Below are 21,072 nucleotides of genomic sequence, written 5' to 3'. Positions count from 1 at the left end.
GATCCCCATATGTCACCGAACACTTCAGTACCGGCCACGCCGTCACACTCGACCGGGGAGAAGGATGTACGCCGTCTGGATCGGGTGATCATTCGCTTTGCGGGTGATTCGGGTGACGGTATGCAGTTGACGGGGGACCGGTTCACTTCGGAGACGGCGTCGTTCGGGAATGATCTGTCGACGCTGCCGAATTTCCCGGCGGAGATCCGGGCGCCTGCCGGGACGCTGCCGGGGGTGTCGTCCTTTCAGCTGCATTTCGCCGATCACGACATCCTGACGCCGGGTGACGCGCCGAACGTGCTGGTGGCGATGAACCCGGCCGCGTTGAAGGCGAACATCGCCGATGTGCCGCGCGGCGCGGAGATCATCGTGAACACGGACGAGTTCTCCAAGCGGGCGATGGCCAAGGTGGGCTATGAGGTGTCGCCGCTGGAGGACGGCTCGCTGGACGGCTACAGCGTGCACCCGGTGCCGCTGACCACGCTGACGGTGGAGGCGCTGAAGGAGTTCGACCTGTCGCGCAAGGACGCGGGCCGGTCGAAGAACATGTTCGCCCTTGGGTTGTTGTCGTGGATGTATCACCGGCCCACCGAGGGCACGGAGAAGTTCCTGCGGTCCAAGTTCGCCAAGAAGCCGGACATCGCGGCGGCGAACATCGCCGCGTTCCGGGCGGGCTGGAATTTCGGGGAGACGTCGGAGGACTTCGCGGTCTCCTACGAGGTGGCCCCGGCGGCGGCCGCGTTTCCGGCGGGGACGTACCGCAATATCTCGGGGAATCTGGCGTTGTCGTACGGGTTGGTCGCGGCGGGCCGGCAGGCGGATCTGCCGTTGTATCTGGGCTCGTATCCGATCACTCCGGCCTCGGACATCCTGCACGAGCTGTCGCGGCACAAGAATTTCGGGGTGCGGACCTTCCAGGCGGAGGACGAGATCGCGGGGATCGGGGCGGCGCTGGGCGCCGCGTTCGGCGGGTCGCTGGCGGTCACGACCACCTCCGGTCCGGGGGTGGCGCTGAAGTCGGAGACCATCGGCCTGGCGGTGTCGCTGGAGCTGCCGCTGCTGGTGGTGGACATCCAGCGGGGCGGACCGAGCACCGGACTGCCGACCAAGACCGAGCAGGCCGACCTGCTGCAGGCGATGTACGGGCGCAACGGGGAAGCGCCGGTGCCGATCGTGGCGCCGAGGACCCCGGCCGACTGCTTCGACGCGGCGCTGGAGGCGGCCCGGATCGCGGTCACCTACCGCACCCCCGTCTTCCTGCTGTCGGACGGCTATCTGGCCAACGGCTCGGAGCCGTGGCGGATCCCGGACACCGACGAACTGCCCGACCTGCGGGTGCAGTTCGCCTCCGGACCCAACCACACGGAGGCGGACGGCACCGAAGTCTTCTGGCCCTATAAGCGGGATCCGCAGACGCTGGCCCGTCCGTGGGCGATTCCGGGCACGCCGGGCCTGGAGCACCGGATCGGCGGGATCGAGAAGCAGGACGGCACCGGCAACATCTCCTACGATCCGGCCAACCACGACTTCATGGTCCGCACCCGCCAGGCCAAGATCGACGGAATCCGGGTGCCGGACCTGGAGGTCGACGACGTGACCGGGGACGCCAGGCTGCTGGTCCTGGGCTGGGGTTCGACCTACGGGCCGATCACCGCGGCGGTCCGCCGGCTGCGCGCGGTCGGCGAGAGCGTCGCGCAGGCCCATCTGCGCCACCTCAACCCCTTCCCGCGGAATCTGGGCGAGGTGCTGCGCTCGTATGACCGCGTGGTCGTCCCGGAGATGAACCTGGGCCAACTCGCCACCCTCATCAGGGCTAAATATCTCGTGGACGCGCACTCGTACAACCAGGTCAACGGAATGCCGTTCAAGGCCGAGCAGCTGGCCGCCGTACTCCGGGAGGCTCTCCATGCCCGCTGAGGCACTCACCCTCGTCCCCAAGGCCGAGGCCACGCAGTCCGCCAGGGACTTCAAGTCCGACCAGGAGGTGCGGTGGTGCCCGGGCTGCGGGGACTACGCCGTCCTGGCCGCCGTGCAGGGCTTCATGCCCGAACTCGGCCTGGCCAAAGAGAACATCGTCTTCGTCTCCGGCATCGGCTGCTCCTCGCGCTTCCCGTACTACATGAACACCTACGGGATGCACTCCATCCACGGCCGCGCCCCCGCCATCGCCACCGGACTCGCCTCCTCCCGACGGGACCTGTCCGTGTGGGTGGTCACCGGCGACGGCGACGCCCTGTCCATCGGCGGCAGCCACCTCATCCACGCCCTGCGCCGCAACGTCAACCTCAAGATCCTGCTGTTCAACAACCGCATCTACGGGCTGACCAAGGGCCAGTACTCCCCGACCTCCGAAGTCGGGAAGATCACCAAGTCGACGCCGATGGGCTCCCTGGACGCCCCCTTCAACCCGGTCTCCCTCGCCATCGGCGCGGAGGCGTCATTCGTGGCACGCACCGTGGACTCCGACCGCAAGCACCTCACCAGCGTGCTGCGCGAGGCCGCCGACCATCCCGGTACCGCCCTGGTGGAGATCTACCAGAACTGCAACATCTTCAACGACGGCGCCTTCGAAGTGTTGAAGGACAAGCAGCAGGCCGAAGAGGCGGTCATCCGGCTGGAACACGGCCAGCCCATCCGCTTCGGCCCCGACAGCTCCAAGGGCGTCGTACGCGACCCCGCCACCGGCGACCTCGAAGTCGTCCCGGTCACCCCGGACACCGAGTCACACATCCTCGTCCACGACGCGCACTCCACCTCCCCGACGACCGCCTTCGCCCTCTCCCGCCTCGCCGATCCCGACACCCTGCACCACACCCCCATCGGCGTCTTCCGCAACATCCAACGCCCCGTCTACGACACCCTCATGGCCGACCAGCTCGACACCGCCATCGAACAGAACGGCAAGGGCGACCTCGCCGAACTCCTCGCCGGAAACGACACCTGGACCGTCGTCGGCTGACGTCGTCCTCAGGGCGCTTGTCAGGAATGAATGTTCGTTTTAGCTTGGCCGGTATGGCTCGCGTATCTCAGGAGCATCTCGACGCACGGCGTCGTCAGATCCTTGACGGTGCTGCTCGCTGCTTTGCCCGCAATGGTTTCCACGCCACCTCGATGCAGGATGTGCTGAAGGAGGTCGGTCTTTCGGCCGGTGCGGTCTACCGCTACTTCCGCGGCAAGGAAGAGCTGATCGGCGTGATCGTCGGAGAGGCCCTTGAGCGGCTGCGGGAGACCTTCGAGGGAGCTGGCAAGGAGACTCCGCCGCCTCCGCCGGATGTGTTGGTCGGCCGGGCGCTGACTCAGGTGATGGGGCAGCAGCCGGGCGCACAGGATGGGGAGGTCGCGTACTTCCCGCGGTTGATGGTCCAGGTGTGGGCGGAGACCCTGCGCAGCGAAGAGCTCGCGGCGGTGATGCGGCAGGGGTTCGGCGAGGTGCGGGTGGCCTGGGTGAGGATCGTCGAGGGGTATCAGGCGGCGGGCATGATGCGTGACGACGTCCCGGCCGAACGTGTGGCGCGGGTAATGGCCGCAACGGCTCAGGGGTTCGCCGCGCAGCTGGCGTTGTTCGACGAGGTGCCGGTCAAGGCGCTGCAGGACGGTCTGCGCGGCCTGATGAGTATGGGGAAGCCGAGTAGTTGAGTTGTCAGTCACGGAGCGAACGGAGCGAGCGGTCAGACGCTGAACATCCCTGTTGAACGCCGCCAGGTAGCTGAGTCGAGCGGCCACCGCATCGCAGGGGGCCGAACGGGCTCCCCGAGCAGCCCTTTGAGGCAGCCAACCCTGCCCCGCCGTCATCCCCGGCGTACCTGCACGCCGGTCGCTCCGGAGAGCACGATCGAGGGCAGGGCCGTCGCCGGCCCGAACGGCGGTTGAGCGAACGGCAGGTGGGAGCGCAAGGGTGATCCATGAGGTGGACGAGGTGCTCAAGGGCCTCATCGGCGGTGGGGCGCTGTCCGGATCCGGCATCGAGGTGTCCTTCGACGTGCCCACCCGCGACTGGGCGGCCCGGCGCAACGCACCCGTGGTCAACGCCTACTTGTACGACATCCGGGAGGACGTGTCCCTGCGGCAGCGAGGTCACACCGGACTGCGCGACGAACGTGACATCGTGGTGCGCCGCCGCCGTCCTCCGCGCTGGTTCCGGCTCTCCTATCTGGTGACGGCCTGGACGAAGACGCCGCAGGACGAACACCGCCTGCTGTCGGCCGTACTGGCGACCCTGCTGCCGCACGAGCTGCTGTCCGCCGGGGAACTCCCGGACGCGCTCGGGCGCCCGGGCCTCTCGATTCCCGTGACGGTCTCCGGCAGCCAGTCGGAGGCCAGGTCCCTCGCCGACATCTGGTCCGCCCTCGGCGGCGAACTCAAGCCCTCCCTGGACCTCGCGGTCACCGTGCCGTTCCCGGCCTACCCCGACTACGACGCGGGGCCCCCGGTCACCGAGGGCGCGACGGTCCGGCTGCGCGCGGCCGACGGCGGACCGCCCCGCTCGGCCGAGCGTTCCCACCGGCCCCGCCAGGTGGCCGCCGCCCGCACCGCCCACGAGCAGGCGGCGGCGCGCCGCACGGAGCAGCCCTGATGACGACGTCCCTGGAAGACCCCGCCCGCCCCCGGGAGCCCGGTGCCACAGGGCCCGCTCACTCCCTCCTCGACCGGCTGGCGGGGCTGCGGCAGACGGTGACCGCCCTCATCGAGTCCCGCTCGGCCGACGACCCCACCGCGAGCGACCCGTTGCGCGGCTTGTACCTGTCCGAAGAAGCCATACGTCACCTGCTGCACGCCGGGCCTCGCGCGGCACCGGAGGCAGCGGCGTCCTGGCCGCGGATCAGCCCTGCCCCCGACGACCAACTCGCCCGGACCGCCGCCAGGTTGCGCCTGACCGAGCTGGACGCGGCCGTCCTGCTCATCGCCATCGCCCCCGACATCGACCGCACCTTCGAGCCGCTCTACGGTTACCTCAACGACGACGTGAGCCGCCGCCGCGCCACCGTGGGACTCGCCCTGGAGCTGTGCGGTATCCCCGCTCATCTGCCGGACGCCCGCGCCCGCTTCCACCTCTCGGCGCCCCTCCGTTCCCTGGGGCTGCTGCACATCGAGGACGCCGAACGGCCGCTGCTCACCCGCTCCTTGCTCGTGCCCGACCGGATCACCGCCCATCTGCTGGGCGACACCACCCCCGATGCCGCGCTCCTGGGCCTGCTGCAGCCCATGCCCATGCCCACGCCGGTGCCGACTCCTCAGCCGGGGGCCGCGCACGACGACGACTTCGTCCCCCGTCTGGCCGCCCGCATCGGCGCAGGCCCCTGCACCGCCTACCTGCAAGAACACCGCGGGGGCGACGCCCTGCCCGCCATCGCCTCCGCCCTGCACGCGGCGGGCCTGGACGCCCTGCGCTTCTCCGGCCCCGGGCACCACCTCCCCGAGCTGCTGCGCGAGGCGCGCCTCACCGGCCGGGCGGTCGTCGTGTCGGACCTCCCCGAGCAACCGGGCGCGATGGTGGCCGAGTTGAACGCGGCCACGGATGTGACCGTGCTCCTGGCCGACCCCCGCCCGTACGACCCGCAGTGGTCCGCCCACGACCCGCTGGTGCTCCAGGCACCCCGGCTCCCGGCAGGCGGCACCGCGACATGGCGGACCGCCCTCGGCACGGCCGCCGACGGCTTCGACCTGGCCGGCACCGTGGCCCCGTACCACCTCGGCGGCGAGCGCATCGGGCGCGCCGCCCAGGCCGCCGCGGCGCTCGCCGCCTTCGACGGGACCGAACTCACCGCCGCCCACGTCCGGCTCGCCGCACGGCAGCAGTCGGCCTCCGGCCTCGAACAGCACGCCCGCCGTATCCGGCCCGCGGTGACCTGGCAGGACCTGGTCCTGCCCCCCGCGCCCCTCACCCAGCTCCGGGAACTCGCCCTGCGCGCCCGCCACCGCGACCGCGTACTGGGCGACTGGCGGCTCAGCGCGGGCGGCGGCCGCGGACGCGGGGTCCTTGGACTGTTCGCGGGGGAGTCAGGTACCGGCAAGACGCTGTCGGCCGAGGTCGTCGCCGCCGATCTGGGGGTGGACCTCTACGTCGTCCAGCTCTCCTCGATCGTCGACAAGTACGTAGGGGAGACCGAGAAGAACCTGGAGCGGATCTTCACGGAGGCCGACCGTACGGACGCGGTGCTCCTCTTCGACGAGGCCGACGCCGTCTTCGGCAAGCGCTCCGAGGTCAAGGACTCCCATGACCGGTACGCCAACATGGAGAGCGCCTACCTGCTGCAGCGCCTGGAGTCCTTCGACGGCATCGCGCTCCTGACCACCAACCTGCGCGCCAACATCGACGACGCGTTCACCCGCCGCCTGGACCTGGTGGTCGACTTCCCCTTCCCGGACGCGGGGCAGCGCCTCGCTCTGTGGCGCCACGGCCTGGCGCACGTGCCCCGCGTCGAGAACATCGAACTCGACCCGCTTGCGGGGCAGTTCGAGCTGGCCGGCGGCTCCATTCGCAGCGCGGTGGTCACCGCCGCCTACCTCGCGGCCGGCCGGGACGAGCCGGTCGCGGCGGGCGACCTCCTGGAGGGCGCCCGCCGCGAGTACCGCAAGGCGGGCCGGCTCGTGCCGGGCGAAGCCAACTGGTGAGGACCGGCCGTGTGGCAGCGGGGGCCGTCACACGGTGAAGCGGACCGCTTCCAGCTGCTTGTACTGCTCGATCGGGCTCCCGTGGTACTTCCACCCGCCGGGGTCGGTGCACACCCTGCCCATCCACTGCTCGTCCTTCACGCGGGCGTCGCTGCACACGACGCCGTCGAGGACCTTGAAGGTGTAGCCCTCCAGAGCGGGGTCGGCGCTCTTCGAACTGCCGAAGTACATGTTCTTGCCGTCCTCCACCTCCGCCCACGGGATCTCCTTGCGCCATCCTTCGCCCACCCAGGCGCCGGTGCCGCTGACACCCCCGGTGTTGACCACCGCGATGTTCAGGGCCTTGATGGGCGTGCCCTTGCCGACCGTGCCGGCCTCGGCCCCGTCGCACACCGGGTCCTGCCAGCCGTCGCCCGCGACGAAGGCGCGGTAGCAGATGTGGCGGCCCTCGCTGCGCTCGGCGACCTTGCGCACCGCGTCGGCGGCGGTCTCCTTCTTGGGCTTCGGCGGCTTGTCGCCCCCTCCTCCGCCGCCTCCGCCGCCCCCGGAGTCCGAGCCGCCGTCGGAGTCCTCCTTCTTGTCGTCCTCCGGCTTCTCCTCGGGTGAGGCCGGCGGACTGCTGATGGGAGGCGGCGGACTGGACGGCGCGATCTTGCCCGCCTCCACCGGCTTCTCCCGCGCCACACTCTTCACCTGCGGGTTGTACGACAGCCAGATCACGACGAAAGCGATGGCGACCGCGAGAAGCAGACCGAAGGTGGTGGCCAGCCAGCCCGGCAGAATCCCGCGCTGTACGAAGGTGCCGTCCACGTCCATCGGTTCGGTGCCGGAGCGCCGTACGGCCAGTGTGTAGGGCTGCTCCTGCTTCGACCCGAACCAGGTGATCTGCCGGGGCCGCAGCGTCGTCTTCACGAACGCGGCCCGGCCCGGCTCGATCTGGATGTTGCTGGGCTGCAGGTCGTACGAGAGCCGGTCCCCGGTGTCGCTGCCGCTGAGCGATGCGGTGACCTTGGTGTTGCCGAGGTTGTCCACCGCGAGCCGCGGCCGCCCCCGGAACCGCCCCTTCACCGTCGGCGGCACCAGTTCGGCGCGCACCTCGGTGAAGGGGGTGATGGTGAGGTTGCCCTCGGGGACGGTGACGGCGTCCGGGTGTTCGGTGGGCGTGATCCGCACCGCGTACGGGTTGGGTCCCGCGGCGGCGTCCGGCGTACGCGGCGGGGCGAACGTCAGCTCCACCGTGCCGGTCGTCCCCGGGTAGAGCCGCAGCGACGGCGGCTCCACCGTGATCCAGGGCGAGAGATCACCGACCGGTTCGAAGCGGTACTCGTCGACGATGTCACCGGTGTTGCGCACCTTCAGGCGCACCGTGGTGCTGCTGCCGGGATCGACGGTCGCGGAGGCGGGTTCCAGAGAAGTCCATAGGCTCACGCCTCGACGCTAGGAGGGTCTGGGCGGGCCGTCAGGAGTCCGCCGGGCAGAGTCCGTTGCCCTCAGGGGCGGCGGCAGTGTCCGCCGGGTCAGTGAGCGGCCCCCCTGCACCTGACGTGCCCTACTTGTAGCCGAACTCTTTGCGAATCGCTGGAGCATGGGTGTCCTTGAAGGGGCGCTGTTTCACCTTGAGGGCCTTGGCCAGTGCCGCCGGGGAGACATTTTCGCCCCCACGTCCGTACATGATCTCCCCGAGGAGTCGTTTGAATTCCTTCTCGAACTTGGGGACCTTCATCTCTCCGCCTTCTTCGACCTTTTTCCACGCACTGTGGAAATTGGGGTCGAAGTCCTTCATCTTGCTCTCGAGCTCCCTCTTGGTCGCCGCGTTGACGACGCTCCGAGCCTGCTTCCGCTCCTTCTTCTTCAGCTTGTTGCCCAATGCCACCGACGAGATGTCGAACCAATCGGCGATCACCGCCTGGCTGGTCACCGAATTCTCCTTGGCCGTCAGTTCGTTGATCTTGTCGATCAAGGCTTCGGAGAAGTCCTCCTCGTACTTCTTTCCTTCTACATGGTTCTCCCGTTCGGCCTTGAGGTCGTCATGCATCAACCCCAGCAGCTGCGGAGCGACGACCGCCTCGAACTCCTCGGCGCTCATCTTGGGCTGCGCAGGCTTCCTCTCCGGCTCGGGCGCGCCCCGCTGCTTCCAGACGGACTGGCTCCCGAGACCCATCCGGCTGGTTCTATCCACCAGTTCGTCGCCCGAGGCTTCGGTGTTGGACGGGGTGTCCACCATGTACTGCTCACCGAGGTTGGGGTACTTCAGATGCGTGAGTTCGCCCGTCTTCTCGTCCCGCACCTCAAGGAGCACCATCCTCTGCTGCAGGCCCCCCTCGCCGCCCATTTCGGGGTCGCCGACTCCCTCTGCTTCAAGGGCAGGTGCGTTCCTGGGTGCCGAGACATAAACGGTCGGTTTCTTCCCCATATGACCTTCGAGGTGGCCATAGAATTCCTCGGACTTCTCCCCGGCGTCCCGGTGCATGTGCTTGACGCCGGTTTCGACTGAACCCACGAAGTAGTGGTTTCCGTTCTTGTCGTAACGGAGGTCGATGTTCAGGTCCTTCTTGACGAAGTCCAGGAGCGCGAGACAGCCTTGGCACGGTCGCTTGCGGCCGCGGACGAGCACCGACCCGTCGGGCGGGTTTTCGCCGCTGACACCCGCGTGGTTGAGCAGCATCAGCAGTTTCTGCTCGGCGTGCTGGTCATCCTGGGTGTCACCGTTCACCAGGAGATACGCGTAGCCCTTGTACTGGCTGTCCACCGCGAGCAATTCGGCCAGATACGCACGGTAGTCGTCGTCCTTCGCGACACGGGCGTTGGAGATGTCGACCTTGCGGACGTACGTCATGTCCCGCAGGGCTTGCAGCGTCCGGTTGTCGCGCTTGTACGAACCGGCCCCGGCGTGCGGGTCCTGTCCCTCCACATCCATCGCCGCGCCCGGCGGCACCGGCGGCATGGCCTGCATCGTGAAACCCGCAGCGATCTTCAGTCGGGCCTGCCGGTTCCGTTGGCTGTCGTCATCGTCCTTCGCCGGCGCGGGCGCGGCGCCCTTGTCGGTCCTGCGTCGCTTGTCGGCCTGGTGAGCGCCCGCGGGTGCCGGGCGCTTGCCCGCAGCCGTGGCCGTCATCTCCTGCTCGTCGTCGGCCTCGTAACCGGGGTCGTCGAAGTCGGTGAGCATGATGTCCCGCAGGGCCTGGGCATCCGCGTCCACCCCGTCTGTTTCGGGGCCGGCTGCCAGGAGCGCGGTGTGGAGGTCTTTGACGGTCTGATTCAGGTTGGTGGTGAAGACCAGGTGGCCGTTGACGAGCATGGACTGGATCTCCTGCTCCTTGGTCTGGCCCGCTGCCGCACCTGCCGCACCCGCCGACTCGGGGGCGTCCGTCTCCTTCGTCTTCAGGTGGCCGAGGGCCTTGTAGAGGACGCGGGAGATGTGCCGCAGGCTCTGTTCGTCCGTCTGGTGCCTGTAGGAACGCGGGAGACGGAGCAGGGCCTCCGCGGTGACCCGGCCCGCACGCGAGTTCTGCTGACCGCAGGTGCAGGCCCTGGCCAGTTTGTCGATCTTCTTGAAGCGGTGCTCCCAAGCCGCCATTCTCGACTCGCCGCTCCCCTCGGCCTTGGCCTTGCCCTTGTCCGGAGCCTTCGCCGGGGCCTTCGCCTTGGCCGGGGCTTTCTCCTTGGCCGGGGCCTTGGCCTTGGTGTCCTTCACGCGGGCCACGACAGGGGGGCCGGTCAGGCGCGGCCCACCGGACCCCGCCCTGCCGCCCTTGACGGCCCGCTGGGCGATCGCGGGGGGCGCGGTCCTGGACCGCGCGGCGAAGGCGGCGCCCCTGGTGTCCGCCCGCTTCTCGGAGGACTGGGCGGGGTCGGTGACCGGGACCCCTCTGCCCTCGTCGCGTCCCGTCTCGGGCTTGCCGTTGAGGTTGTCGCTGAGGTGGCTGAGTTCGTGACCGACGATCTGCGGGTTCCCCGCGGCCCGCGGCGGAAGGAAGACGTGGTTGCCGATCGTCATGGCCTGGGCGCCCATCGCCTCGGTGGCCCGCTGGGCCACCGTGTCGTCGTGGAGGCGGCCGTGCGTCATGTCGGTGCCGTAGAACGACTCCCCGGCGGCGCGCATCGGTTCCGGCAGCGGACGGCCACCGCCCTGCGAAGCCAAGGCGGCAGCGAGCAGAGAGCTGTGGTCTTGGGGACCGGCCTCTCCGGGACCGGCCTCCTTCGGACGGGCGGCCTCCACCCCGTCGTGGCCGCAGCCGCCGCCGTGCACGTGCTGCTCCGGGGCGATGCGGCGCGCCACCACACGATTGCCCACCAGGTTCTGCAGCGTCGCCATCTTCTCCCGGGTCATCGGCCCCTGGCCCGGGCCCAGGCCCGCGGGAGCGGACGTGGTCCGGCGCGTGCCGCGCCCCGGGCCGGCAGCCTCTTGCCGCGGCCGTTCTTCCTGCGCACGCATGGCAGTCCCGTCTCTCCGGTAGGCAGGGAGGCAGCGGCCGCCGGGATCCCCTCAAGACAACTCCCGAGACAACTCCCGCGCCTCCGAGGCGAACGTGACCCACCACCCTCGTGCATCCGGCCCCCTCCCGGGCAGGGCCACGGGGGCAGACTTACGGGCAACGAAACGAGACGGGCAGCGCGGACGTACCTCACCGGTCCGCGGCGAAGTGCCCTTGCGGGCACCGACGTTGCCCAAGGCATGGCACCCGAGGACATTCCGGCGGCGCACCGCGCCGATCAGGCTGGAGGAGTCCCGTCTCGTACCCCGAGGAGAGCAGAGCATGCCGTCCTACTTGTCGCCCGGCGTCTACGTCGAGGAGGTGTCCGGCGGTTCGCGCCCGATCGAGGGAGTGGGGACCTCCGTGGCGGCCTTCGTCGGACTCGCCTCGTCCGGTCCGTTGAACGAGCCCACGCTGGTGACCAACTGGACCCAGTACGTCGCCGCTTTCGGCGACTTCACCGACGGCTACTACCTCGCGCACTCGGTCTACGGCTTCTTCAACAACGGCGGTTCCGCGGCGTACGTGGTCCGCGTGGGCGGCTCCGCCGAGGGCTCGAACGGGTCGACGGGGGACAGCAAGAACCCCGCCGCGGTGAACGGCTCGGCGCCCGCACCCGCACTGCCCGCCGCCGAGCCCAAGCAGCTCGGCGCCTTCTCCGTGGCGGCCACCGGCCAGGGTGCCAACGGCCCGCTGAGCGTCGAGGTCGCCGACCCCGAGGGCGAGGGCCCCGCCGAGCGCTTCAAGCTCATCGTCAAGAGCGGTGACAAGCCGGTCGAGACCTTCGACGTGAGCGCCAAGAAGGGCAACCGGACCTACGTCGTCACCCAGGTCAAGGAGCGCTCCAAGCTCATCACCGTGACGGAGAACGCCTCCGGGGCGCAGCTCACCCGCCCGGAGAACCAGACCGTCGCGCTGCCCGCGCCGCCCGCCCCGGCCCCCGTGCCCGCGTCCGCGCCCGCGGCCGTGGAACAGGACGAGACCTCGCACCCCGGTCCGGCCCAGTACCTCGGCGACTCCGCCGACCGCACCGGCTTCGGCGGCCTCGAGGCCATCGATGAGATCTCCATGGTGGCCGTCCCCGACCTCATGGCCGCCTACCAACAGGGCGCGATCGACCTGGAGGCCGTCAAGGCCGTGCAGCTCGGCCTCATCGCGCACTGCGAGCTGATGGGCGACCGCGTCGCGGTCATCGACCCCCCGCCGACCCTGAATGCCCGTCAGATACGGGTGTGGCGCCAGGAGACGGCCGGCTACGACTCCAAGTACGCGGCTCTGTACTACCCCTGGCTCAAGACCTTCGACCCGGCATCGGGCAAGGCCCGCATGATGCCGCCGAGCGGTCACATCGCCGGCATCTGGGCCCGCAACGACGCCGAGCGCGGCGTGCACAAGGCCCCCGCCAACGAGGTCGTACGCGGCGCGGTCGACCTGGAGCTCCAGATCACCCGCGGCGAGCAGGACCTGCTCAACCCCATCGGCGTCAACTGCATCCGCGCCTTCCCGGGCCGCGGCATCCGCGTCTGGGGCGCGCGCACCCTGGCCTCCGACCCCGAGTGGCGCTACCTGAACATCCGCCGGTACTTCAACTACCTGGAGGAGTCGATCCTGATCGGCACCCAGTGGGTGGTGTTCGAGCCGAACGACCACGCGCTGTGGGCCCGGATCCGGCGCAACATCTCGGCGTTCCTGGTCACCGAGTGGCGCAACGGCGCGCTCTTCGGCCAGCGGCCCGAGGAGGCGTTCTACGTCAAGTGCGACGAGGAGACCAACCCGCCGGAGTCGGTCGATCTGGGCCGCGTCGTGTGCGAGATCGGTGTCGCGCCGGTCAAGCCCGCGGAGTTCGTGATCTTCCGCCTGTCCCAGTTCTCCAGCGGCAGCGGGGAGTTGGACGAGTAGGCGGCCCGCCTGCCCATCCGATCGTCCGCCTCCACCACCGTCGTACGCCATCGCCACAAAGCGTTAGAAGGACAGCGATTCCATGAGTCTCATGCAGGGTGACTCCCTCACATCACACAACTTCGGTCTGCAGATCGACGGCGTGATGGTCGAGTACCTCCAGGAGGTCAGCGGCCTGACCCTCGAACAGGACATCATCGTCAGCCAGCAGAACACCGCGCAGGGCAAGATCGAGACCGCCATCCTGCCGGGCGTGCAGAAGAACGGGCAGTGCACCGTGGTGCGCGGCATGACCCAGTCGTCCGCGTTCACGCAGTGGATCAATGACTCGATCACCGGTCGCATGAGCACGGCCCGCAAGAACGCCTCGATCATCATGATGGATTACGAGGACAACCCGGTGAAGCGCTACAACCTGCGCAACGCCTGGTGCAGCAAGATCGACGCCAGCAGCCTGAAGGCCGGCGAGGCCGCCGTGCTCACCGAGACCGTGACCATCGTCTTCGAAGAACTGGTCATCGAGTAATGCGCCGCAAGGCTTTCGGTACGCCGGACGGGGGCGCGGTCGTCGCGGCGCCCCCGGCCACCGCCCAGACTGCGGCGGGGGGAGCGGAGCCCCCCGCTCAGGCTCCCTCCGCCGCTCCTGCCGACACCGCACCGCGGGCCCTGCGCACGGAGTTCCCCTTCCAGTTGCCGCGCGGATACGTGGACGAGGCGGGCACCGTGCACCGCGACGGCGTGATGCGCCTGTCGACCGCGCGGGACGAACTGATCCCGCTGCGCGATGTCCGCGTCCAGGAGAACCCGGCGTACCTGTCGGTGGTGCTCCTGGGCCGGGTCATCACGCGCCTGGGCACGCTGCCGTCGGTGCACGACGGGACGGTGGAGAACCTGTTCGCCTCCGACCTCGCGTTCCTCCAGGACTTCTACCGCCAGATCAACGCCGAGGGACACACCCGCGCCGCCGTGGTGTGCCCGCACTGCTCCGAGCCGTTCGAGGTGGAACTCGGCGGGAGCCGCCTGGGGGAATCGTGACGTACGCGACCGACCGACTGCACGAGGAGATCGCGTACGTCGCCTATCACTTCCACTGGAACCTGGAGACGATCCTGGACCTGGAACACCACGACCGCCGCCGTTACGCGGACCAGATCGCGTCCTTCGTGACGCTCGCCGGGGCGGAGGGCTGAGGCGTGGGGTTCTTCGACCGGCTGCGGGGGCGGGGCGAGCGCGCGGACGTGGGCGGGGGCGCGGAGGCGCTCGACGGTGCTGCCGCCGCGGCTCCGTCGGCCACCGACTCCGCGTCCGAGGCGCAGTCCGGCGCTGCGTCCAGCAGTGCCGCAGCGCTGCCGGGCGCGTGGTCGGGGCTGCCGCCGATCCAGCGGGCCGTGCACGACGGCGGGTCCGCCGTCGCGGACTCCGCGTTCGGCATGCGGCTGTCCACGTGGCAGAACCCCTCGTTCGCGGAGACGTCATCGCGCACGGGAGTCCTGGACGAAGCGTCGTCGAGCAGCCTGCTCTCCTCCGCCTTCTCCTCGTCGTCCGGGAGCCTGAGCGATACGGCGCGGCCGGTCACGGGGCTGGAGGGGGCTGGGCGCGCGGCGCCCTGGACGCCGGCGTCGCCGCCCCCGTCGGCGCGGGCGATGCCGGTGGCGCCGTTGCGGGAGGTGCAGCGGGCGGCTGCGCCGGGAGCATCCGAGGCGCCGTCCACCGGTCGGCCGGGTGGTGTGACATCCGGCGGTCCTGTAACGGGAGTTGGCGGTACGGGGCTGCCGTCCGCGCGGCGGCCCAGGCAGGCGCCGGTGGCTTCGCCCTTGCCGGTGCAGCGTGCTGCGGCGCCCGGGAGCCGGGGCGGTAACGGAGCACCCGCGGTGGGGCTCCAGCGGCCACGGAACCCGGAGGTGCAAAGTTCCGGCAGCGAGGTACCCGTGCCCCGGTCCGTGCAGCGCTCGCGTGCCATGCAGGAGGGGAGCGGGACGCCGGCCGTCACGCCGTCCCGTGCACCGAGCGCTGCCACGCCGCCTCCCGCGCCGGCCCGCGGGGTACGTGTGACGCCCGCCGTGTCCTTGGCCGCCACGCGGCCACCCGCCCTGACCAGAGCGCCGGTCGCGCCTGCGGCGGTGCAGCGCCGCGTCCTGCCGGTGGCCCGTCGCGGGCCTGCGCCGGCGGCCGCGGTTGCCGAGAGCAGCGGGGCGGGGAACCGGGCTGACTCGGCGGACGCTGGGGGAGGGGGACTCCCCTCAGCGCCGCCGTTCACGGGTACTTCGTCGATGCCGATGCCGATGCCGATGCCGATGCCGATGCCGGAGCCGACAGCTCGGCTGTCCGCGCCTCAGCCGCAGCCGGGCGCTTCGTCGGCTGCCGCGACACGTTCTGCCGATTCGGCGAGCACCGCCTCCCGGGCCGCCGCGAAGCCGACGGACCGTCCCGGGCCCTCCGCTGCGGGACCGGCGGTGCAACGGGCGGCTCGGAGCGCGCACAGCAGCCCTGCGCCCGCTGCCCCGCATCCTTCGCCGCCCGCCGCGCCTGCGGTGGACTCCAACCATCGAGCGGCGGCAGGCAGCCCTCGTACGGAGGGCGGTGTTTCGCGTACGGCGGCAGGCAACTCGCCCGCGTCGGGGGAGATGGCTCGTACGGGGACGCCGACGTCGAGGGTGGACTCCAACCATCGAGCGGCGGCAGGCAGCCCTCGTACGGAGGGCGGTGTTTCGCGTACGGCGGCAGGCAACTGGCCCGCGTCGGGGGAGACGGCTCGTACGGGGACGCCGACGTCGAGGGTGGACTCCAACCATCGAGCGGCGTCAGGCAGCCCTCGTACGGGGGGCAGTGTTTCGCGTACGGCGGCAGGCAACTCGCCCGCATCGGGGGAGATGGCTCGTACGGGCATGCCGACGTCGAGTTCGGGCGCGCCTCAACCGTCCGCGAGCCCCCGGCCCACGAGCTCCCGCCCCGCGACGGTCCAGCGCAGCGCCTCCCGCAAGCTCAACCGCCCGGGCCTCGGCGCCCCGGTCACGTCCGGCGCCACGCCCAAGACACTTATGCCCAAGGCGCCTACGTCCACGCCGACTTCGGCCACGCCATCCACGTCGGCACACTCGGGCCCCTCCAGCGCCACCGAAGCACCCAACACCCCCACCACCCCCGCCGAGCCGCCCGCGCACCAGGCCGCCACGCCGCCCGCGCCCACGGTCCAGCGCTCCACGGCACCCGTCAGCAGGCCCGCCCCGCGCGGTCGCATCCCCCTCGGCGCGCCGGTCACCGCACCGCCTCCGGGAGCCGTACCGCTCACGGACTCGCTGCGGCAGGGGCCTGCCGAGTCACCCAGCAGCGAGCGCACAGCTCTGCCCCCGGTGCAGCGGGCCGTCGCCTCCAACCCACCCGCCACGCCGACCGGCGACCCACGCCCCCCTGCCTCCGCGCCGACCCAGCGGACCACCGCACCCAGGGTGCCCAACCTGCCCAGCTTGCCCACCTCGTCTACACCGTCGTCGAATCCGGCGCCGCGCAAGGACGTTCCGAACGCGGCTCCCACCTCGCCCGGGCCCACGGGCCCGACGGTGCCTACCGTTCAGCGATCCGTCACACCCCACACGCGCACCGCGCCTGCTCCCTCACAGGAGCGTGCGACTCCCACCGGCCCTGCTCCCTCGCCGGGGTACGCGACGCCACCAGCGCCGCCGGTTCAGCGCACCACCCCCTCCGCCCCGCATCCGGTTTCCGCACCGGACCCCGGCACCATGCCGCCGCCCCCCGGAGCATCAGGACCTGCAGGCCCCGCCGTGTCACCGGCCCAACGAGCCACTGCACTGCCAATACAGCGAGCCACCGCCTCCGGACCGACCACCGGCCCCGCCCCTCACCCGCACCCGGGTCCCGCACCCTTCACCGGCACCACGCAGCCGGCCTCCGAGACCTCGCGCCCCACCGCATCGACGGCGCAGGCGCCGCCGCCCGTGCAACGGGCCGTACCCGCAACACGGCCCGTGCAGCGCGCCGCCACCGCCCTCAACTCGGCCTCGGTGTCTGCGCCTGCGGCTGCCTCAAGGCCGACCGTGGCGACACCCGCCGAACCTGCCCCGGCGCAACGCCCCCGTACACCTCAGTCCAACGCGACCACGATCCCGCCGGTCCAACGTCTCGCCGCATCAGCCGCATCAGCCGCACCAGCCGCATCAGCCGCATTCGCCCGGCCCACCATGCCCGCCACCCCGGTACGCCCCCTCCTCACCTCACCCAGCACCACCGCCACCGCACGTCAGTCGCCCCTCCCCGTAGCCCGCCTGGTCGCCCCCTCGACACCGTCCCCCGCGACCTCCGCCCAGCCCCTGCCCATTGCCCGCACCAGCAGTGCCACCGCCGCAGGCCCCGGCCCAAGTCCCGTTGCAGGAGCCGTCGTTCAGCGAGGTCTCCGTTCGGCGACCCGCTCCGCTTCCCGTTCGGCCACCGAGACGCTCGCGGCCGCTGCCGGGGCCACCGCCGCGAACGCTCTGGCGCGGATGTGGCCGGGCAGCCGGGACCAGCGGAGCCGACAGGAGAGGGAGAAGGAGAAGGAGAAGGAGCAGGAGAAGGAGCAGGAGACGGTCCAGGACGATCCGTTGCCGTTCCCGCCCGACAGGAACACGGCCTCGGCGACCGCGTCCGTCTCCAGCAGTACGCCGCCGCCCGGGTACACCCGGGTGCCCGAGGGGACGTTCGACCCGAAGGACCTCACGGACTTCCAGCTCGACGAACTCACGCACCGCATGATCGGCCGCGTCACACGCCTCGTACGCACCGAACTCCGCATGGACCGCGAACGGATCGGCAGGCTCCGCGACGACCGCCGCTGATCCGCCCCCCGGCCCCCCGCCACCGCCCGCCGCAGCGACAACAGCACCACCCACAGCACCGACAGAAAGGCCCACCCGCGATGCCCCGCCAGGACCCGGGTTCCACGATCTGGTTCAGCCTGTCCATCGACGGCCAGAGCCTCGGCTTCTTCAACGGGTGCGAGGGTCTTTCGTCCCAGGTGGAGATCGAGCAGCACCAGGAGGGCGGCAACAACGGGTTCGTCTGGCAACTGCCCTCCCGCGTCACCTTCTCCACCATCCGCCTCACCCGCCCCCTCACCCCGGACACCACGAAGGTCGCCAAGTGGATCTCCTCCGTGCAGACGGGGATCAAGCGGCCCACCGCCCAGATCGCGGCGCTGCGCGCGGACGGGTCGGAGGTGGCGCGCTGGGGCCTGATCGACGTGCTCCCCGTCAGCTGGCAGGGCCCCCGGCTCGATCCCAGCAGCCCGGCCGTCGCCACGGAGGTCCTGGAGATCGCCCACCACGGGTTCACGGACTGAGAGACCGGAACCAGCAAGGGGCCCGGGGTCCGAGTGACCCGGGAGTCCGGAGAGAGGAGCAGGAGACACCCACATGCCCAAGAGCACAGGCGCCGGCAAGAGCCTCGTTCGCGCAAGCCTCGCCATCCACGAGCCTCCCGTCGGCACCAGCACCACGCCGGGCGGACTCATCAAGACGTTCAAGTTCGACTTCAACCCGGCGCAGCTGACCATCGGACGCCGCGCCAACTGGACGGTGACGCCGACCGCGGACAACCGCGACGGCGCGATGCCGGAGTTCATGGGATCGGAGCAGCGCGAGATGGGCTTGGAGATCTTCCTCGACTCCTCCGACCGGCCCACGAGCAACCAGGTCCTGAAGAAGGTGCAGACGCTCCTCGACTGCTGTGGGGTGACCGCCAAGAGCAAGAAGGCCGACCAGCCGTCGCCGCCGTGGGTGATCTTCCAGTGGGGGTCGTTCAAGACGGCCCGATTCACCGCCTACGTCGCTTCCGTCGACGCCTCGTACACCCTCTTCGGCACGTCGGGCGTACCCATCCGGGCCACTTGCCAGCTGCGTCTCCACGAGATCCCGCGCGAGGCCCCGGGGCAGAACCCGACCTCCGGCGCGCTCACCGCGCAGAGCGTGCACCGGGTCGTCGCCGGCGACTCGCTGCAGTCCCTTGCCTGGCGTGAGTACGGCGACGCCACGGTGTGGCGGGCCATCGCCGAGGCCAACGGGATCGACGACCCGTCGACCCTCAGGTCCGGTACGGAACTCGTGCTGCCCGCGGCGCAGGAGGTGGGTCGCTGATGGCCGACACAGCTTTTTCCAGTGTGATGAAGGTGAAGCTCGGCGGGAAGAAACTCCCCGACGAGTACGCCCGGATGTTCGTCGACGGCTGGGTCGACCAGGGTGCCGGGGTGCCCGCCGCGTTCCGGCTCACCTTCCGTGACCCGCACCGTCTGCTCCTCAAGGAGCTCAAGGTCCAGTTCGGCACCGAGGTGGTCCTCACCCCGGTGGCCGACGGGCAGGGCTCCGGCGAACCGCTCCTGACCGGCGAGGTCACCGCCCTGGAGGCCGACTACGACGGCACCGGCTCCTTCACCGTCATCCGCGGCTACGACCTCGGGCACCGTTTCCTGCGCCGGCGCCGCGTGGTCGCGTACGCGAACGAGACCGCGTCCTCGATCGTCAAGAAGCTGGCCGGGCTCGCGGGCGTGCCCATCGGGAAGATCGAGTCCTCGAAGGGGAACTACGAGTTCATCAGCCAGGCCAACGTCACCGACTGGGACTTCATCGCCCGCCTCGCGGACGAGAACAAAATGGTGATGTCCCTCGACGCCAAGGGCAAGTTCAACTTCGTCTCGCCGAAGCCCTCGTCGGGCGCGCCGTCGCCGAGCGGCGCGCGCAGCGCGAAGAACCCCCTCGTCCTGAAGTCCGGGAGCGACATCCTGCGCCTGCGGACCTCCGTGACCGCCGCCGACCAAGTGGCCGAGGTGGAGGTGCGTGGCTACGACGTCGTCAACGCGCAGGAGATCGTGGAGACGTCGCGCCGCGCCAACAACCCCGTCTTCTCCATCGGCTCCACGCCGAAGAAGGCCGCGGCCGCCTTCAAGAAGACCAAGCTCGTGCAGACGTCGCTGCCCTACGACAAGGGGCCAGAGGCCAAGCACGCCGCCGACGCGCTCTTCGACGACGTGGCCTCCTCGTTCTCCGAACTCGAGGTCATCGTCCACGGCAACCCCAAGCTGCGGCCGGGCGTGCCGGTGGCGCTGGCCGACGTCGGCTGGCCCTTCCAGGGCAAGTACACGACGACCTCGGTGCGGCACGTGTTCGGCAACGGGCAGCGCTACGAGTCCTGGGTAACGGTCAGCGGCCGCCAGTGGCGCTCCCTGTACGGGCTCACCTCGGGCGGTACGGAGAGCGAGCCGCGGCTGCCCGGCGTGGCCAACGCCGTCGTCACGGACGTGGACACCAAGGACGAACAGGCCCGCGTGAAGCTGAAGTTCCCGTGGCTCGACGACACGTACGTCAGTGACTGGACGCGCTGTGTGCAGCTGGGCGGCAAGCGCGGCGGCGGCATCTTCCCCCTCGACGTGGGAGACGAGGTCCTCGTCGGCTTCGACCGGGGCGCGCTCGACCATCCCTTCGTGATCGGCGGGCTCTACAACGGCAAGGACAAGCCGACCCGTAACAAGGCCCCGCTGTACTCCGGGGCACGGAACCAGGCCAGCCGCCACACCATCTCCGACCGCACCGGCAACCGCGTCGACCTCCTCAGCCAGCGGGTGGGCAGCAACCGGGGCGTACGGGTCTCCACGGGCGACAACAAGCTGACCGTCAACCTCGACCGGGCCAAGACCGAGATCACGGTGGACAGCAAGGGCTCGGTCACCATCAAGGGCAGCCGCTCCGTGTCCGTCCAGGCGGGGACGGATCTCACGCTCAGAGCCAAGCGCAATGTGTCCATCCAGAGCGGTGGGGTGCTCAGCCTCCGGGCCGCGAGCGCCGTGAACATGAACGCGGGCGGCGGCGGGTTCAGCGTGAATACGTCGTTCTTCAACGTACGGGCGGCCGGCATGGCGTCCCTCGTCGCGGCGGGCGGGGTCACGTTGAACACCGTCGGGGCGATGGCGCTCACCTCCGGCGCCACGATGGCCCTGAACTCGACCAACATCGGGCTGAACGGGGTGGTCCTGGTCAACCGGAAACCCCTGCCCTTCTGATGCACCGCACGACTGACGCGACCCCGCATCCCGAGAGAGGACCGG

The 21,072-nt window shown here is 70.4% G+C and carries 18 protein-coding genes; 13 read left to right on the top strand and 5 right to left on the bottom strand.

Annotated features, from left to right (window positions below):
* Positions 1-9: 9 nt before the first annotated feature.
* The 5 genes from ACWFR3_RS10200 (at position 10) to ACWFR3_RS10180 (ending at position 6,612) form a co-directional block, all read left to right on the top strand.
* Positions 10-1,917: a 2-oxoacid:acceptor oxidoreductase subunit alpha gene (locus ACWFR3_RS10200; RefSeq protein WP_453734112.1), complete on the top strand. Its 1,908-nt coding sequence runs from the start codon at positions 10-12 to the stop codon at positions 1,915-1,917.
* Positions 1,907-2,959 (top strand): 2-oxoacid:ferredoxin oxidoreductase subunit beta, encoded by a 1,053-nt coding sequence (locus tag ACWFR3_RS10195; protein WP_453734111.1) that lies wholly within the window; start codon positions 1,907-1,909, stop codon positions 2,957-2,959. Before ACWFR3_RS10200 ends, ACWFR3_RS10195 begins: the two co-directional genes overlap by 11 nt.
* Before the next feature lie 53 nt (positions 2,960-3,012).
* Positions 3,013-3,636: a TetR/AcrR family transcriptional regulator gene (locus tag ACWFR3_RS10190; protein WP_453734110.1), complete on the top strand. Its 624-nt coding sequence runs from the start codon at positions 3,013-3,015 to the stop codon at positions 3,634-3,636.
* Between the two features lie 259 nt (positions 3,637-3,895).
* Positions 3,896-4,573: a DUF4255 domain-containing protein gene (locus ACWFR3_RS10185; RefSeq protein WP_453734109.1), complete on the top strand. Its 678-nt coding sequence runs from the start codon at positions 3,896-3,898 to the stop codon at positions 4,571-4,573.
* Positions 4,573-6,612, top strand: coding sequence for an ATP-binding protein (locus ACWFR3_RS10180; protein WP_453734108.1), 2,040 nt, complete (start codon positions 4,573-4,575; stop codon positions 6,610-6,612). The genes ACWFR3_RS10185 and ACWFR3_RS10180 overlap by 1 nt, the downstream gene beginning before the upstream one ends.
* 27 nt (positions 6,613-6,639) lie before the next feature.
* On the opposite strand, the gene ACWFR3_RS10175 is transcribed toward ACWFR3_RS10180, so the two are convergent.
* Both ACWFR3_RS10175 and ACWFR3_RS10170 read right to left on the bottom strand, forming a co-directional pair.
* The gene (locus ACWFR3_RS10175; RefSeq protein ID WP_453734107.1) at positions 6,640-8,040 is read right to left on the bottom strand and encodes a hydrolase; all 1,401 of its coding nucleotides are present in this window, start codon (positions 8,038-8,040) and stop codon (positions 6,640-6,642) included.
* A gap of 121 nt (positions 8,041-8,161) precedes the next feature.
* Complete coding sequence (locus tag ACWFR3_RS10170; RefSeq protein WP_453734106.1) at positions 8,162-10,942, bottom strand: eCIS core domain-containing protein; 2,781 nt, start codon at positions 10,940-10,942, stop codon at positions 8,162-8,164.
* Positions 10,943-11,369: 427 nt separating this feature from the next.
* Here ACWFR3_RS10170 and ACWFR3_RS10165 point away from each other — a divergent pair, with 427 nt between their 5' ends.
* From ACWFR3_RS10165 to ACWFR3_RS10150, 4 genes are all read left to right on the top strand, one after another.
* Positions 11,370-12,986: a phage tail sheath subtilisin-like domain-containing protein gene (locus ACWFR3_RS10165; protein ID WP_453734105.1), complete on the top strand. Its 1,617-nt coding sequence runs from the start codon at positions 11,370-11,372 to the stop codon at positions 12,984-12,986.
* 82 nt (positions 12,987-13,068) lie between these two features.
* The gene (locus ACWFR3_RS10160; RefSeq protein ID WP_361195981.1) at positions 13,069-13,512 is read left to right on the top strand and encodes a phage tail protein; all 444 of its coding nucleotides are present in this window, start codon (positions 13,069-13,071) and stop codon (positions 13,510-13,512) included.
* Complete coding sequence (locus ACWFR3_RS10155) at positions 13,512-14,021, top strand: hypothetical protein (RefSeq protein ID WP_453734104.1); 510 nt, start codon at positions 13,512-13,514, stop codon at positions 14,019-14,021. Before ACWFR3_RS10160 ends, ACWFR3_RS10155 begins: the two co-directional genes overlap by 1 nt.
* The gene (locus ACWFR3_RS10150; protein ID WP_361195977.1) at positions 14,018-14,176 is read left to right on the top strand and encodes a DUF6760 family protein; all 159 of its coding nucleotides are present in this window, start codon (positions 14,018-14,020) and stop codon (positions 14,174-14,176) included. Before ACWFR3_RS10155 ends, ACWFR3_RS10150 begins: the two co-directional genes overlap by 4 nt.
* On the opposite strand, the gene ACWFR3_RS10145 is transcribed toward ACWFR3_RS10150, so the two are convergent.
* The 3 genes from ACWFR3_RS10145 to ACWFR3_RS10135 all read right to left on the bottom strand — a co-directional run bounded on the left by ACWFR3_RS10145 (position 14,125) and on the right by ACWFR3_RS10135 (position 16,533).
* Positions 14,125-15,003: a hypothetical protein gene (locus tag ACWFR3_RS10145; RefSeq protein ID WP_453734103.1), complete on the bottom strand. Its 879-nt coding sequence runs from the start codon at positions 15,001-15,003 to the stop codon at positions 14,125-14,127. The genes ACWFR3_RS10150 and ACWFR3_RS10145 overlap by 52 nt on opposite strands.
* A 315-nt stretch (positions 15,004-15,318) precedes the next feature.
* Positions 15,319-15,873, bottom strand: a complete 555-nt coding sequence (locus ACWFR3_RS10140) for a hypothetical protein (RefSeq protein ID WP_453734102.1) — start codon at positions 15,871-15,873, stop codon at positions 15,319-15,321.
* Between the two features lie 24 nt (positions 15,874-15,897).
* Positions 15,898-16,533: a hypothetical protein gene (locus ACWFR3_RS10135; protein WP_453734101.1), complete on the bottom strand. Its 636-nt coding sequence runs from the start codon at positions 16,531-16,533 to the stop codon at positions 15,898-15,900.
* Between the two features lie 649 nt (positions 16,534-17,182).
* Between ACWFR3_RS10135 and ACWFR3_RS10130 the strand changes: the two genes are divergently transcribed.
* The 4 genes from ACWFR3_RS10130 (at position 17,183) to ACWFR3_RS10115 (ending at position 21,027) form a co-directional block, all read left to right on the top strand.
* The gene (locus tag ACWFR3_RS10130) at positions 17,183-17,815 is read left to right on the top strand and encodes a hypothetical protein (RefSeq protein WP_453734100.1); all 633 of its coding nucleotides are present in this window, start codon (positions 17,183-17,185) and stop codon (positions 17,813-17,815) included.
* An 80-nt stretch (positions 17,816-17,895) separates the two neighbouring features.
* Positions 17,896-18,318: a phage tail protein gene (locus ACWFR3_RS10125; RefSeq protein ID WP_453734099.1), complete on the top strand. Its 423-nt coding sequence runs from the start codon at positions 17,896-17,898 to the stop codon at positions 18,316-18,318.
* Between the two features lie 73 nt (positions 18,319-18,391).
* Entirely contained in the window at positions 18,392-19,111 is a 720-nt protein-coding gene (locus tag ACWFR3_RS10120; protein ID WP_453734098.1) for a CIS tube protein, read from the top strand.
* Complete coding sequence (locus tag ACWFR3_RS10115; protein ID WP_453734097.1) at positions 19,111-21,027, top strand: VgrG-related protein; 1,917 nt, start codon at positions 19,111-19,113, stop codon at positions 21,025-21,027. Before ACWFR3_RS10120 ends, ACWFR3_RS10115 begins: the two co-directional genes overlap by 1 nt.
* Positions 21,028-21,072 lie beyond the last annotated feature (45 nt).

It is taken from the genome of Streptomyces sp. NPDC055189, from assembly GCF_053606765.1.
The sequence above is the reverse complement of the archived record's forward strand: the minus strand, read 5'-3'. Positions and strand labels throughout refer to the sequence as shown.

Coding starts and splice junctions, on each gene's coding strand:
- ACWFR3_RS10200 (WP_453734112.1), top strand. CDS start 10: ATGTCACCGAACACTTCAGTACCGGCCACGCCGTCACACTCGACCGGG.
- ACWFR3_RS10195 (WP_453734111.1), top strand. CDS start 1,907: ATGCCCGCTGAGGCACTCACCCTCGTCCCCAAGGCCGAGGCCACGCAG.
- ACWFR3_RS10190 (WP_453734110.1), top strand. CDS start 3,013: ATGGCTCGCGTATCTCAGGAGCATCTCGACGCACGGCGTCGTCAGATC.
- ACWFR3_RS10180 (WP_453734108.1), top strand. CDS start 4,573: ATGACGACGTCCCTGGAAGACCCCGCCCGCCCCCGGGAGCCCGGTGCC.
- ACWFR3_RS10170 (WP_453734106.1), bottom strand. CDS start 10,942: ATGACCCGGGAGAAGATGGCGACGCTGCAGAACCTGGTGGGCAATCGT.
- ACWFR3_RS10165 (WP_453734105.1), top strand. CDS start 11,370: ATGCCGTCCTACTTGTCGCCCGGCGTCTACGTCGAGGAGGTGTCCGGC.
- ACWFR3_RS10160 (WP_361195981.1), top strand. CDS start 13,069: ATGAGTCTCATGCAGGGTGACTCCCTCACATCACACAACTTCGGTCTG.
- ACWFR3_RS10155 (WP_453734104.1), top strand. CDS start 13,512: ATGCGCCGCAAGGCTTTCGGTACGCCGGACGGGGGCGCGGTCGTCGCG.
- ACWFR3_RS10140 (WP_453734102.1), bottom strand. CDS start 15,873: ATGCCCGTACGAGCCATCTCCCCCGATGCGGGCGAGTTGCCTGCCGCC.
- ACWFR3_RS10130 (WP_453734100.1), top strand. CDS start 17,183: ATGCCCGCCACCCCGGTACGCCCCCTCCTCACCTCACCCAGCACCACC.
- ACWFR3_RS10125 (WP_453734099.1), top strand. CDS start 17,896: ATGCCCCGCCAGGACCCGGGTTCCACGATCTGGTTCAGCCTGTCCATC.
- ACWFR3_RS10120 (WP_453734098.1), top strand. CDS start 18,392: ATGCCCAAGAGCACAGGCGCCGGCAAGAGCCTCGTTCGCGCAAGCCTC.
- ACWFR3_RS10115 (WP_453734097.1), top strand. CDS start 19,111: ATGGCCGACACAGCTTTTTCCAGTGTGATGAAGGTGAAGCTCGGCGGG.